Origin of the sequence: Burkholderia sp. BCC0322, assembly GCF_902833045.1 — a bacterium.
Lineage (GTDB): Bacteria > Pseudomonadota > Gammaproteobacteria > Burkholderiales > Burkholderiaceae > Burkholderia.
The window spans coordinates 182,487-197,142 of record NZ_CADFDU010000005.1; the positions used below are offsets into that span (position 1 = coordinate 182,487).

The following is a 14,656-nucleotide window of genomic DNA, read 5'->3' on the forward strand; positions in this document are numbered from 1 at the left end:
CTCGGCGGGCCCGCATCACGTCTTCTCCTCGAGCGCGCCGTCGGCCGTGACCTCGGGCGCGCGCTTCAGGCGCAGGCCGACCCGGACCCGCGGGCCGGCGGCGGGCGCATCGCCGGAGAGCGGGATGCGATCGACCGGCGTGGCCGGATCGCGGCGGAAGACGTCGTGGATCGCGAGCAGTCGATCGCGCATCGCGGCGATGGTCGACGGGCGGAACAGGTGGGTGTTGTAGATGAACTGGATCAGGTGCCGGCCTTCGCTTTCCACGACCTGGAAGGACAGGTCGAACTTGGCCGTCGTGTCCGCCTGCGAGAGGTCCGTGATGCGGAGGCCGGGCCGCGGCGCCGGCATCGACACGGAGTTCGCTTGAATGTCGAAGATCGGAAAATGGCCCGCCGGGGTGCGAATCTTCAGGTCCTCCAGCAACACGTCGAACGGATAGGACGCATGCGCCAGCGCGTCCGCGGAGGCTTTCGCCACGCCGTCGATCACCTCCGCGACGGTCGCGGATTTCCGCACCGGGACGCGCAGCACGACGGTGTTCAGATACACGCCGATCTGCGATTCGAGCTGCTCGCTGTCGCGCCCGGCCGACACGCTGCCGATGACGATGTCCTCACGCCCCGTATAGCAGTGCATCAGCACGCAGAACGACGCGAGGAGCACCGCATGGAGCGACGTATGGTGAGCGCGCGCCAGCGTCGCGAGTCCCGCCGCCTGCGGCTCCGGTAGCTCGACTTCGAGCGTCTGCCCGGCATGACCGGGCCGCTCGGGACGCGGGAAGTCCGACGCCAGTTGCAGGCGGGGCAGCGGCGCCGCCAGTTGTCCGAGCCAGTACGCGCGATGCGCGGCGGCGCGCGGACCGGCGAGGCTCGCGTTGTGCCATGCGGCGTAGTCGCGATACTGGATCGACAGCGGCGGCAGGTCGCGTCCCGCATACAGCGCATGCAGGTCGTCGGTCAGCACGCGGATCGACCATGCATCCGATATCACGTGGTGCATGTTCAGCAGTAGCAGATGCTTCGCGGGCGAGAGCCGAACCAGCTTGACGCGAAAGAGCGGCCCCGTCGCGAGATCGAACGGCTGCGCGCTTTCCGCGCGAATCAGCGCATCGATCGCCTGCGGCCCGGCGTCGTCCGCGAGATCCTGCTGCTCGACCCGGAAACCGGAGGCTTCGCGGGTGAGGATGCGTTGCCGCAACTCGCCTTCGATCATCGCAAACACGGTGCGCAGGCTCTCGTGGCGATCGACCAGCAAGTCGAACGCACGAACGAGGCGCGCGGTGTCGACGGCGCCGTCCAGTTGCAGCGCGCCTGCCATGTTGTACGTGGATGGATCCGCGCTGCGGCTGGCGAGCCAGATCCGCTTCTGGGCGCGAGACACCGCGTAGGACGGTTGCACGGCCAGCGCCGGGATGAGCGCGTCGGCGTCGTCGGCGGCGGTGCCGTCGGCAGGCAGCGAAGCCAGCTTCCGCGCGAGCGCGCGCGGCGTCGGCGCATGGAAGATGTCGGCGACCGCGACGTCCAGTTTCAGTTCGCGCCGGATCCGGCTGACCATCTGGATCGCCTTGAGGCTTTGGCCGCCATGCTCGAAGAAATCGTCGTCGACGCCGTTCGGCCGGCGGCCCAGCACCTCGGCGAAGATACGCAGCAGCGCCGCTTCGACCGGCGTCCGCGGTTCGGCCGCCACGCCGTCGGGCACGGACGCGGCCTCCGGGAGCGGCAGCGCGGCGCGGTTGATCTTGCCGTTCGGCATGACCGGTAGCGCCGGCAGCAGCATCACGGTGTCGGGCACCATATGCGCGGGCAACTGTTCGCGCAGGGCGTCGCGCAGCCGTTGGGGCGTCCAGCCGGACCCCGACGCATAGCCGCACAGGGTCATGCCCGCATCCGGCGTCTCGCGGGCGACCACGACGGCGTGGGAGATGCCGGCGAGACCGGTCAGCGCGGCTTCGATTTCGCCGAGCTCGATGCGATATCCGCGGATCTTGACCTGGAAGTCGCGGCGGCCGAAGAAGTGGAGATTGCCGTCCGCCCCGAAGCAGCCGATATCGCCGGTGCGATACAGGCGCGCGCCCGGTTCCGGGCTGAACGGATCGTCGCGGAACACCGCCAGGGTGCGGGCTTCGTCGAACAGGTAGCCGCGCCCGACGCCGACGCCCCCGATGCAGATCTCGCCCTTGACGCCGGCCGGGCACGGATTCATGTCGGCGTCCACGACGTAGACGCGCAGGTTCTCGATCGGCCGGCCGATCGGAATCGCCGGCAGATCCGGGGCGCGCGTCATGCTGTAATGCGCGACGGAATCCGACGCTTCGGTCGGCCCATAGGCGTTGATGAGCCGGACCGCCGGATTCAGGCGGAACCAGGCTTGTACGGACGCGGGCTGCAGCGTTTCGCCGATCGTCAGCAGCGTTTCTAGGTGCGGGAAGGCCGGTGCCGCGTGCCGTTCCAGTTCGTCGAGAAAGGTCGCCAGATAGGACGGCACGAATTGCATCGCCGTGATGCGGTCGCGGTGCAGGCTGTCGATCAGGCGCGCGGGCTCGAGAATCACGGCATCGGGATAGATCACCGTTGTGCCGCCCGACGCCAGCGCCGCGAAGCACTGCCAGACCGAAATGTCGGAGCAGTGCGAAGCGGTCTGGGCGACCGCGCTCCGCGCGCCGAGCCCGACCCTGCGCGCCATCGCGAGCACGTGATTGAGCATGCCGCGATGTTCGACCATCGCGCCTTTCGGCTGGCCGGTCGAACCCGACGTGAAGATCACGTAGGCGAGGTCCGCGGGCCGGCAGCGCGGCGTCGGCGCTTCGGCATCCTGATGGGCGGGCAGGCGAACGGGATCGACCCGCGGGATCGACGCAAGCGCCGGCGGCGGCTGGCAGTCCGTGCCGACGATGACGGCCGGCCGGGCCAGCGTCAGCAGGGTCTCGACCCGCTGGGCCGGATAGGCCGGATCGACCGGCACATACGCCGCACCGCACTTCCAGATGGCCAGGATCGTTTCCAGCATCAGCGGCGAGCGCGGCATCCACACGGCGATCCGGTCGTCCGGCTGGAGCGGCGCCGTCCGCAGCAGATGCGCGGCGATCCGGCCGGCGCCTTCGACGAGCTCCCGATAGGTGCGCACCTCCGTGCCGCAGCGGACGGCGATGCGTTCCGGGTGCGCGGCGGCGACGGCCTCGATCAGTTCGGGCAGCGTCCGGTCGAGCGGAACCGGCGCGAACGTGTCGTTGCCGCCGTGCAGGATGGCGTCCCGCTCGGCGGCGGTGAGCAGCGCAAGGCTGCGGTTCGGGCGATCCGCCGCGCCGGCCAGGCCGGTGAGCAGGGTCTCGACATGGCGCAGCAGGCGGACGATCGTTTCGCGATCGAACCGGCCGTCGTCGTACAGCACCTGCAGCGACAGGCGCTTGCCCGGCGTCACGACCAGCGTCAGCGGGTAATTGTTCGGATCGGACACCTGGAATGCGCCGATCCGCAGGCCGGGCAGCGCCTCGGCCAGCGCTTCCTCGACCGGATAGTTCTGGAAGATGAGCAGGCTTTCGAAGAGCGGCACGCCGGGCGGCAGGCCGGCGAATGTCTGGATGTCGGCCAGCGGATAGTGCGCATAGTCCTCCTGCTGCGCGAGGTCCATCTGCAATTGCGCGAGCCACGCGGACGTCGGGCGCGCGTCGATGCGCACCCGCACCGGCAGCGTGTTGATGAACAGCCCGACCATTTCGTCCGACGCCGGCAGCGATGCCGGCCGGCCGGACACGATCGTGCCGAACACGACGTCCGGTTCGCCGCTATAGCGGCTCAGCAACTGCGCCCACGCGCCCTGCGCGAGCGTGTTCAGGGTGAGGCGGCTGGATTGCGCGAAGGCGACGAGCCGTTGCGTGTCGCTTTCGGAGAGCAGCAGCGGCTCTTCCACGTAGGCGCCCGGCGCGGCCGTGCCGTCGAGTTCGGGGCGGCCCAGCACGAGCGGCGTCGTCGCCGGGAAATCCGCCAGCTTCGTCTTCCAGAAACGTTCCGCCGCGGCGGCGTCCTGGCGCGCCAGCCAGCGCACGTAATCGGCGAAGGCGGGCGGCGCGTCCCGCTCCGGCGTGGCTTCGGCCGGCGGCGTCTGATAGGCGGCGGCCACTTCGCTCAGGAGCCGCGCGGAGCTCCACCCGTCGAGCAGGATGTGGTGATGGCTCCAATGGAAGCGCCATGCGTGATCGCCCACGCGGAACAGTGCGAGCCGCATCAGCGGGGCGCGGGTAAAGTCGAAGCCGCGCGCCCGGTCTTGCGCCACGTAGGCTTCCCAGCGTTGTTCGGCCTCCGCGGCGGACGCCGCGCGCAGATCCTCGTCGTGCCACGGCAAGTCGATGCGGCGATGCACGACCTGCACGGGGCTTTCGATGTCTTCCCAGTGAAACGAGGTTCGCAGGATGTCGTGCCGGTGCGCCACGGTATCCCACGCGCGGCGGAACCGTTCGGTGTCGAGCGCCCCGTCGATCGTGAAATTCAGGCTGCTGAAGTACGCATCCGACGCGGGTTCGTACAGGCTGTGGAACAGCATGCCCTGCTGGGTCGGCGTAAGCGCATAGACGTCGGCGATCTCGTCCGGCAGCACCGAGGCCGGCGCCTGCGGCAAGCCGGTCGCGGGCCGGGACGACGCGGACTCCACGGCGTGCCCGGCGACCAGGGTGTCGAGCGCCGCGATGAAGGCCTGCGCGACGCGCCGGATGGTGTCCGTGTCGTGGCAGGCCCGGCTGAACTCCCACGCAACGTGCAGGCGGTTGCCGGTCACGTAGGCGTTGACGTCGAGCAGGTGCTCGCGCCGCTGGTTCGCATGGCGGCCATCGCCGCTTGGCTCCGCGGCCTGTTTCCAGTCGCGTGCAGCGGTGAACAGCTGGTCGGTCTGGCCCAGGTAGTTGAACAGCAGTCGCGGCTGCGGAGCCGGGCCGTCGAGCCGGTCCTGCAGCAGGCCGTAGCTGATGCCCGCGCGCGGCACGGCGCGCAGTCGCTTCTTGACCGACGCAATCAGGCGCGCCGGATCCTGCGAGCCGGCATCGACGGTCAGCACGACCGGGAAAACCGACGTAAACCAGCCCACCGTGCGCGAGATGTCGAGGTCGTCGATCAGTTCCTCGCGCCCATGCGCTTCGAGATCCAGCAGGACGTCGGCGCAGCCGCTCCAGTCGCTGACGGCACGCGCAAGCGCGGCGAGCAGCAGGTCGTTGACCTGCGCGTCATGGGCGCGGGGCGCGGCGCCCAGCAAGGCCGTCGTGGCGGCTTCGCCCAGCTCGACCACGATCGTTTCGGCGGACGACACGGTATTGGCGTCGGCGGGCGCATCGCGATCGAGCGGCAGGCCGGGCAGCGCGGCACGCGCGAGGGCCTGCCAATGGGCGATGTCGGCGTCGGCGGCGCCGGAGCCGGCCCAGTTCGAGATCGCCCGGGTCCATGCGGTCCAGGTCGCGCTGCCGCCCGCGAATTCGGGCGCCTTGCCGTTGCGCAGGCGCGTATAGGCGTCGTACACGGTTTCGAGCAGCGCGCCCCACGACACGCCGTCGACCACGAGATGATGGGCGACCAGCAGCAGGCGGAGCGAACGGCCTTCGTCGAGGCGAAACAGGTCCGCGCGCACGACGGGGCCGTCCGCGAGATTCAGGCTCGCATGCGACTGCGCGACGTGCTGCGCGAGCTGATCGCGCGCAAGGTCGGACACGACGACGGGCACTTCCGGATCGTCGACGACTGCCTGGATCCAGCCGGCTGCGCCCGCGCGAAAACGCAGCCGCAGCGCGTCATGCCATTTGGCCGCGTGCCGCAGCGCCTGGCGCAGCACGACCGGATCGAAATCGGCCGGCACGTCGAGCAGGATCGCCTGGTTGTACTGGTCCGGGTCGTCCTTGCGCTGCGCGAAGAAACGCTTCTGGATGGGCGTGAGCGGCAGCGGGCCGGACGACGCGACGAACTCGGCCGCGCCGACCGTGCCGCGCGTCGCCACGGCGGCGAGTTCGGCAACCGTCGGATGCTGGAAGATGAGCCGGGTGGTGATCTTCAGGCCCGCCTTCGCGGCCAGCGACACGATGCGCATGCTGAGAATCGAGTCGCCGCCCAGCGCGAAGAGGTTGTTGTGGATGCCGGGCGCCGGAATGCCCAGCGCTTCGCCCCAGATGCGGCACAGCAGCGTCTCGGTGGGCGTGCGGGGCGGCGTCGGCGCGTGTGCCGTGGCGGCTAGTCGCGAGCGCGCCAGCGGCGGCAACGCCTTGCGATCGATCTTGCCGTTGCCGCTCAGGGGCAGCGCGTCGAGCACCACGTAGATGCCGGGCACCATGTAGTCCGGCAGCGTGGCGGACAACGCGGCGGCAATCCGGGCGTCGCTCAGCGACGCGCCGTCGCGGAACGCGACATACGCGCACAGCGCCGCGCGGCCGGCCTCGTCGCGATAGTCGAGCGCGGCCGCCTGGCGGATTTCCGGAATGGCGGCCAGCGCGTTGTCGATCTCCCCGAGCTCGATGCGGTAGCCGCGGATCTTCAGTTGGTGGTCCTTGCGGCCGTGCAGCACGATCGTTCCATCGGGCAGGTAGCAGCCGATGTCGCGGGTGCGGTACAGGCGGACGCCGCGCTCCGGATGGAACGGATCCTCGACGAAAGCCTCGCGCGTCGCGGCTTCGTCGTTCAGATAGCCCCGGCCGACGGCGACGCCGGACACGCAAAGCTCGCCGGGAATCCCGATCGGGCACAGGTTCATCTGCGGGTCGACGACGTACATGCGCACGTTGCGGATCGGCTTGCCGACCGGTACGTAAGGCGTGGCCGGCGCGCATGTCATGCGGTGCTGGGCGATGTCGTCGGACGCTTCGGCCGGGCCGTACGCGTTCACCAGCGGGATGTCCGGGAACGCGTCGAACCACTGTTTCACCAGCGCCGGGCTGACCATCTCGCCGGTGACGAGCAGGTGCCGCAGGTGCCGCATCCGCGCCGGCTGCTCCGACGCGCGGTCGAGCACGGCGGACAGATAGGACGGCACCAGTTCGAGGATGCCGATCCGGGCGGTTTCCAGATACGCGACGAAGCTCGCGGGATCGCGAATGCATTCGTCGTCGACGATCACGGTCTTGCCGCCGACGAGCGGCGCCGTGAAAAATTGCCAGACCGAAATGTCGAAGCAATGCGGCGCGGTTTGCGCGATCACCGACGATGCCGAGATCGAAAACTCGTCGATCTCGGCGAGCATGTGATTCAGCATGCCGGCGTGCTCGACCATCGCCCCTTTGGGCTTGCCGGTGGAGCCGGACGTGTAGATCACGTAGGCGAGGCTGTCGGGCGACACGGGGCGGCCGGGATTGGTGTCGTCGCCGGCGTCGGCGACGGCGTCGAGCGACACGACCGGCGCGATCCCGGCCAGCGCCGCGGGCAGGAGGCCGTCGCGGGTCACCACGAGGGCGGCGCCGGAATCCTCGAGAATGGTGCGGATGCGGGCCGCCGGATAGTTGGGGTCGATCGGAACATAGGCGGCGCCGCACTTCCAGACGGCAAGGATCGTCTCCATCAAGTGCGCCGACCGGTGCATGCAGATCGCGACCCGCGCGTCCGGCCCCAGTTCGGCGGCGGCCAGCAGGCGGTGCGCGATGCGGTTGGCGCGCGCGTTCAGTTCGCCCGCGCTCAGGACGCTATCCCGGTACTCGACCGCGGGCCGCTCCGGGTGGCTTGCTGCGGCCTGCTCCAGGCGATGCACCACGGTGAGCGCGGCGTCGAACGGCACGGCGGTGTCGTTGAAGGTTTCCAGCAACTGCCGGCGTTCGGCGTCGGGCAAGATCGGCACGCGGCCGAGCAGCCGGTTCGGATCGGCCGCGAACGCGTCGAGCGTCGCGGCCACGTGGCCCAGCATCCGCTGCATCGTGTCTTCATCGAAGCGCCGCGGGTCGAACGACAGTTCCATCTTCCAGTCGTCGCGCGCCGTCACCACGAACTCGAGCGGAATGTCGGCGCGGTTGTAGAGCGCCACCTCGTCGACCGCCAGCCCGTGCGCGCCATGCGTCAGGGACGCGTCGAGCGGGTAATTCATGAAGGTGATGTTGCTCTCGAACAGCGGCATCGTCGGCGGCACTTCGCTGCAGCGCTGAATGTCGGGCAACGGGGTGGACTCGAACGGCGCGCGGGCGGCCACGCGCGCCTGGATCATCTTCAGCCACGGCACCAGCGGTTGCCTGGGGTCGACCCGCACCCGCACCGGCACCGTGTTGATGAACAGGCCGAGCATGGTTTCGATCCCCGGCAGATCGGCGCCCCGCCCGGACACGACGGCGCCGAACACCACGTCGGTCTCCCCGCTGTAACGCGACAGCACGAGCGCCCAGGCTGCTTGCGCGAGGGTATTGAGGGTGACGTGATGGCGGGCCGCGAATTGCCGCAGGCGCGCGCTCAGGTCGGCCGACAGGTCGGCCTGCACTTGCGCGAGGCCCTGGCCGAAGCGCTCGCCCGCGTCCGCGCGCGCGGCCGTGGGCAGCGGGGTCGGCGAGCGGAACCCTTCGAGATAGCGCGTCCAGTATTGCCGCGCGGCTTGCGGTTCGTGCTGCTGCAGCCACTGGATGTAGTCGCGATAGGGGCGCACCGGCGGGAGCGCCGGCGGCACGCCGCGCGCGAGCGCGCCATACACGTGGAAGATCTCCTCGATGACGAGCGACAGGCACCAGCCGTCGGCCAGGAGGTGATGGTGGCTCCAGCTGAACAGGCAGGCGTCGGCGGCGACGCGCGCCAGGCGGCAACGCACGAGCGGCGCGCGATCGAGCGCGAAGCCCTCCGCCAGGTCGTGGTCGAGATGCGCGCGCCACCGCGTGCGCTGTTCGTGTTCCGGCAGGTCGCGCCAGTCGTCCTGCACCCACGGCAGCGTGGCGTGCGCGTGCACGACCTGCACGGGCTTGTCGAATTCCTCCCAATGGAACGACGTGCGCATCACCGGATGCCGATCGACGAGCTGCTGCCACGCGGCATGAAACAGCGCGGGATCGAGGCTGCCGGTGATCCGGCAACTGAGCTGGTTGAAGCTGCTTCTCGTGCCGGGTTCGTGCACGGCATGGAAGAGCATCCCCTCCTGCATTGGGGAGAGCGCGTAGATATCGGCAATGGCGGGGGATGTCACGATTTGATCCTTGAGACAAGGGCGTCCAACGCATCCTGGCTGATGCGCGCGGCCGGAAAGTCCGACGGGCTCAGCGCGCGCGGGCCGTCGCCGCTGGCCGCGACGATCGACAGCAGGCGGCTGCGGTAGCACTGCGTCAGCTGCTCGATGACGCCGGGCGCGCAGGCCGCGCGGTTGTAGTGCCAGGTCAGGCGCAGGCGGCCGTCGAACACCATCCCGTCGATCTCGAACAGATGGCCGCGCCGCGCGCGCGGGCTGTGCTCGGGACTCTGGAAGTCGAGCACCGGCTTCCAGCCCGTGTCGTCGGGCAGCACGCGATCGACCTGGCCGAGATAGTTGAAGCGCACCGGCGCCGGCGGCTGCCGCTCCAGCGCGGCCGCGATGCCGGCGTCGTGGCCGAGGTGGCGCGCGATGCCGTAGCCGAGCCCGCGCATCGGGACCGCGCGCAGTTGCTCCTTGACGTGGCGCAGCGCGTCGACCGCCAGGGTGGCGTCGCCGGCATTCAGGCACACCGGATAGTGGGTGGTGAACCAGCCGATCGTGCGCGACGTATCGACGCCGTCGAAGAGGTCCTCGCGGCCGTGGCCTTCGAGATCGACGACCAGCGACGCGTTGCCGGTCCAGTCGCCGAACGCGAGCAGCAGGGCCGTCAGCAGGACTTCGTTGATCTGGGTGTTGAACGCGCGCGGCACGTCCTGCAACAGCGCGAGCGTCTGTTGCGCGTCGAACTCGACGACCGTCGAGCCGGCTTCGGCGACGGTGCCGACCGGCATGTCGTCGAAGCATGCTGGCTCGACGGCGTGCTCCTGGAGCCAGTAGTCCAGCCCGTCGAGCTTGGTCGCGCCGAGTTCGGACAGACGCGTCGACCAGTCGCGCCAGGCCGTCGTCCTGGCCGGGAGCTGCACCGCTTCGCCCGCTTCGAGCTGGCGACACGCGGTGTGCAGGTCTTCGAACAGGATGCGCCACGAGACGCCGTCGATCACCAGGTGATGCGCGACCACGAGCAGGCGCTGCGACGCGTCGGGACCGAACTGGAACAGGTGCGCGCGCAGCAACGGCGGCGCCGATAGCGTGAAGCGCTCCTGCATGCCGGTGGCGGTCGCGAGCATCGCGGCCTGCCGGGCGGCGGGCGCCGCGTCCGCCAGCGACGTGACGCCGAGCGGAATGGCCAGCGGCGGCGCCGCATGCGACTGCCGCCATGTACCGGCGACGCATTCGAAACTCAGCCGCAGCGCGTCGTGATGCGTCGCGACGGCCGCCAGCGCGCGCTCGATCGTGTCGGGCCGCAGCGACGCGGGCACCTCGATCATCGTCGACTGGTTGTAGTGGTGCGGATCGGCCAGGTCTTGCGCGAAGAACCAGTGCTGGATCGGCGTCAGCGGGGCGGGGCCGACCACCGGCTCCTGTGGGATCCGGATCGACGGCGCTTCCGTCGCTACCCGGGCGAGTTCGGCGATGGTCGGATGCGCGAAGAACTGGTCGGCGCTGAACTTGAGGCCGACTTGCTGGGCCTGCGACATCACCTGGATGATCAGGATCGAGTCGCCGCCCAGTTCGAAGAAATTGTCGTGCACGCCGATCGGCTCGCGGCCCAGCACGTCCGACCAGATCTTGCCCAGGCGCGCCTCGACGTCATTGGCCGGCGCGACATACGCGGTTTCGCTCGGCGCGGGCGCCAGTTCCAGCGCGGCGAGCGCCTTTCGGTCGGGCTTGCCGTTCGGCGTCAGCGGCAGGCGTTCGAGCGTCACGATCGATGCCGGCACCATGAACTCGGGCAGCCGTTCCTTCAGGTGTGCCCGCAGGCTGGCGACGCTGGCCGTCGCCGTCGCGACGCAGGCCACCAGCTGCTTGTGCTGCGGCGCGTCCTCGCGCACGAACACGATCGCGTCGGCGACGTCGGCGTGCTGCCTGAGCGCCGCCTCGATCTCGCCCATCTCGATCCGGTAGCCGCGAATCTTCACCTGCGCGTCGCGCCGCCCGGTGACTTCCAGGTTGCCGTCCGGCAGCCAGACGCCGAGGTCGCCGGTGCGATAGAGGCGCTCGCCCGCCTCGAACGGGTGGTCGACGAATGCGTCGGCCGTCAGGTCGTCCCGGCCGACATAGCCGCGCGCCAGCGCGATGCCGGACACGCAGATCTCGCCCGTGCAGCCCTCGGGGGCCAGCGCGCCGTGCTCGTCGAGCAGGTACAGGTGCGTATTGCGGATCGGGCGGCCCACCGGCAGACGGGCCCCGTAGTGGATGGCCGGATCGACCACGTAGTCCGCGATGCACACGGTTGCCTCGGTCGGGCCGTACGAGTTGTGGCACGTGCGGGTCCGGGCCAGTTCGCACAGATCCGCCACGCGGGCGTTGTCGCCCGCGCTGATGACCCGTGTCACGGTGCCGAGCGCGTGCCAGTCGAGCGCGGCGAGATAGGCCGGCGTCGCGTTGAGGGTGGTGACGCCCTGCTGCGCGATGAACTCGACGAAACGCGGGACGTCGCGGATCACGGCGGTCTTCGCCAGCACCAGGCGCGCGCCCGCGAGCAGCGTGACGAAAATCTCCATGATCGAGCCGTCGAAGCCCGGCGAGTAGAACTGCACGAACCGGTCGGCGGCATCGAAACCGAACGCGTCCACATGGTACTGCGCCATGTTCAGGAGCCCTGCATGTTCGAGCACGACGCCCTTGGGTACGCCCGTGGAGCCGGACGTGTAGATGATGTACGCCGCATCGTCCGGCCGGACCTCGACCTGCGCCGACGCCGACGCCGACGCCGACGCCGACGCCGTCGCGGGCGCCAGCGTATCGAGCTGGAAGTCGAGGGCGAACATCGGGATCGCCCAGAAATCGGCGAGCAGCGGCAGGTGTTCCGAGTGCGTCAGCAGCGCCTTGACCTGCGCATCCTCGATCATGAAGCGCAGCCGTTCCCGCGGAAACTCCGGGTCGAGCGGCAGATACACCGCGCCCGCCTTGAGCGCGCCGAGCATGCCGACGATCCAGCGCTCGGAACGGTCGGCCACCACGCCCACCACGTCGCCGCGTTCGATCGCGTATTCCGCGAGCAGGAAGCTCGCCAGCCGGGACGCCTGGTCGTCGAGTTCGGCATAGGTCAGCGACGCTTCGGCGGTTGCCACGGCGATGCTGTCCGGCGCGGCCGCGACCCGCTGCGCGAACTGTTCGAGGAAGGTTCCCCGTGTTGCGACGGGCGCCGCCTGCGAACGCAGGCGCGCGCACTCTTCGTCGTCGAGCAGCGAGACGGTGTCGAGCGCGGCGTCCAGTGCGCCGAAGCCGGCCACGACGTTGCGCAGGTGCCGCGCGAGATGCTGGAGATAATGCAGCGTGAACACCGTCGGCCGGCCCGTCAGCACGATCTCGTAGCGCTCCCGATGCCGGATCTCGATCGACAGGTCGTAGTCCGCCGACGCCCAGGCTTCGTGAAGGCCGTCGAAGCGCACGCCGACATTGGTCGCGCGCCGTTCGCCATGCAGCTTGTGCGCGAGCGCGGCGATCGGAAAATCCTGGTACGAATAGCTGCGTTGCACCCGGTCGCGCAGCTGGTTCAGGTACGCGCGAACCGTGGGGCCGGGCTCGCCGGCGTCGAGCAGCGGGACGGGATCGGCGGGGCCGCTCGCGGGTTCGACGATCAGGCGGGGCGACGCCACGAACAGGCCGGCCGCGCCGTTGTAGCGCCCCAGCACGCGGAACAGCGCGGCCAGCAGCACGACGAACGCGCCCAGCTCGTTGCCGGCGGCGAGCTTCTCCAGCACCGGCGCCGCGTCGCCGTCGAGCGCGAACGTCAGTGTCGGCGCGGGGCCGAGCGGCAGCGCATACGCCTGCCACGCCTGCTGAAGGCGGAAGTCCTCGTCGATGCGGCCGAGCGCGTCGCTCCAGAACGCCACGTGTTCCTGGTAGTGCCCGCTGGTCGAGAGCGCGTTGAGATTCAGTTCTGACAAAGCACGATCTCCCTCTGCGCGTACAGGATTTCGGAAGCGATCCCCTTGGCCTTGCAGTGCGCGACGAACTGGGTGGACTGGATGTGGCTGGGCGAGTTTTCGTCGAAGGTGTTGTCGAGGAGGTGGTTCAGCCACGGCTCCTGGCCCATCGCATAGACATACGCCGCGTTGAACGGGAAATCGTCCACCAGCGCGGCGGCCTCGCCGAACTGGCAGCCCCGCGCCCGGCGCGACTGATCGATATCGCGCGGCAGCGCCTTGGGAAACAGCGGGCCGTAGACCCATGACGGCGGCGCGCCCTCGGTTTCCATCCCGACGAACAGCGTGTCGGGCTTGCCGGCGAGGCGGAACACATGCTCGTAGAGGCGCGGGTCCAGGTTGCACGAATCGGCGATGCACAGCACCGAACGCGAGCCGAAGCGGATCATGAAGCTCTGCTTGCTGTGGATCGCCAGGTCGTTGTGTTCGCCCAGGAACGGAATGGCGGTGATGGCGCCGTTGGGCAGCTTGATTTCCTGGGCGTCCCGAACTTCCAGCACGTCGTCGAAGCCGAGCTTGCGCAACGCCAGTTCCATCGACGGATCTTGCGGAAAGCCGTCGAGATTCCGGCCGACCACCACGGTCCTGACCTTGTGGCGAAGCTGCAGCAGCGTCTCGAGGACGATGTGATCGTGATGGCTGTGCGTGATCAGCACGTAGTCGATCTGGTCCGGCAGGTCGGCGAACGTGTAGCGCGGCAGCGCGGTGTCGTAGCCGTAGCTGATCACCGGATCGATCAGGATGCTCACGCCCCGGCTCTGGATCAGCACGCACGCATGGCCGTAGTAGCGGATGCGGATGTCGTCGCCGTCGAACGAACGATCCGGTTTCGGCGCCGGCGCCGCCTCGACGAAGAACGAGCGGAACAGCGGCTCGTCCTTCTCCTCCACGCGCATCAGGTCGACGATTTTCGCGTAGCTGCCGGGCGTGTCGCGCATGCGGAACAGCGCGTCGAGCGCGCGGTCGTCGAAGGCCATGTTGCTGAACACCGTGCGCGCGTCGCTGAGCCGCGGCGTGCTGAGGATGAACGGCCGGGGCGTGTTCTCCTCGATCGCCGACAGCGCGATGCTCTGCGCATCGCGCGCATAGAACGGGCTCGCGTACAGCAAGCTTTCGAACACCCGGAAGGACGGGTTGTGGTTCAGGTCGTAGTAGATCTCGACATAGCCCTTCAACACCTCCGGAATCTCGGGGTAGAGCGGGTCCGACGCCATCCCCCGGGCCTGTTCCAGCAGCAGCGTCGAGAACGCCTTGTAAGCCTTCGCCAGTTCCAGTTGCCGGGTCGCGCGCCGGGTGGTCTGCTCGATCAGCGCGCGGATTTCGTCGACGCGCTGGCCGCCCAGGTCGAGGAACGGCCCGCCGCGCATCGCGGGATCCTTGCAGGCCGCCGCGTGCATCATCGGCGACGCGGCATAGGACTTCAGCAGCGGCAGGAACCGCTCGGCCACGTTGAGGGCGGCGGTCAGCGGCGGAAGCGTGTGATACCACGCGTACCAGCTGTTGATCAGCGGTTCGAACTGGATGTTGGGTCGCAGGTAGACCTGCGTGCTGGACGAAATAGTCAACGAAGG

General features: G+C 69.3%; 3 protein-coding genes. All 3 read right to left on the minus strand.

Annotated features, from left to right (window positions below; all coding sequences use genetic code 11):
* Window positions 1-15: 15 nt before the first annotated feature.
* From HWX39_RS16860 to HWX39_RS16870, 3 genes are read right to left on the minus strand one after another with little or no spacing between them, the layout of a single operon-like run.
* On the minus strand, window positions 16-9,111 hold the full coding sequence (locus tag HWX39_RS16860; protein WP_175969134.1) for a non-ribosomal peptide synthetase: 9,096 nt from the start codon (window positions 9,109-9,111) through the stop codon (window positions 16-18).
* Entirely contained in the window at window positions 9,108-13,046 is a 3,939-nt protein-coding gene (locus HWX39_RS16865) for a non-ribosomal peptide synthetase (RefSeq protein ID WP_175969135.1), read from the minus strand. The genes HWX39_RS16860 and HWX39_RS16865 overlap by 4 nt, the downstream gene beginning before the upstream one ends.
* Window positions 13,034-14,650, minus strand: coding sequence for an MBL fold metallo-hydrolase (locus HWX39_RS16870; RefSeq protein WP_175969136.1), 1,617 nt, complete (start codon window positions 14,648-14,650; stop codon window positions 13,034-13,036). The genes HWX39_RS16865 and HWX39_RS16870 overlap by 13 nt, the downstream gene beginning before the upstream one ends.
* Window positions 14,651-14,656: the final 6 nt, after the last annotated feature.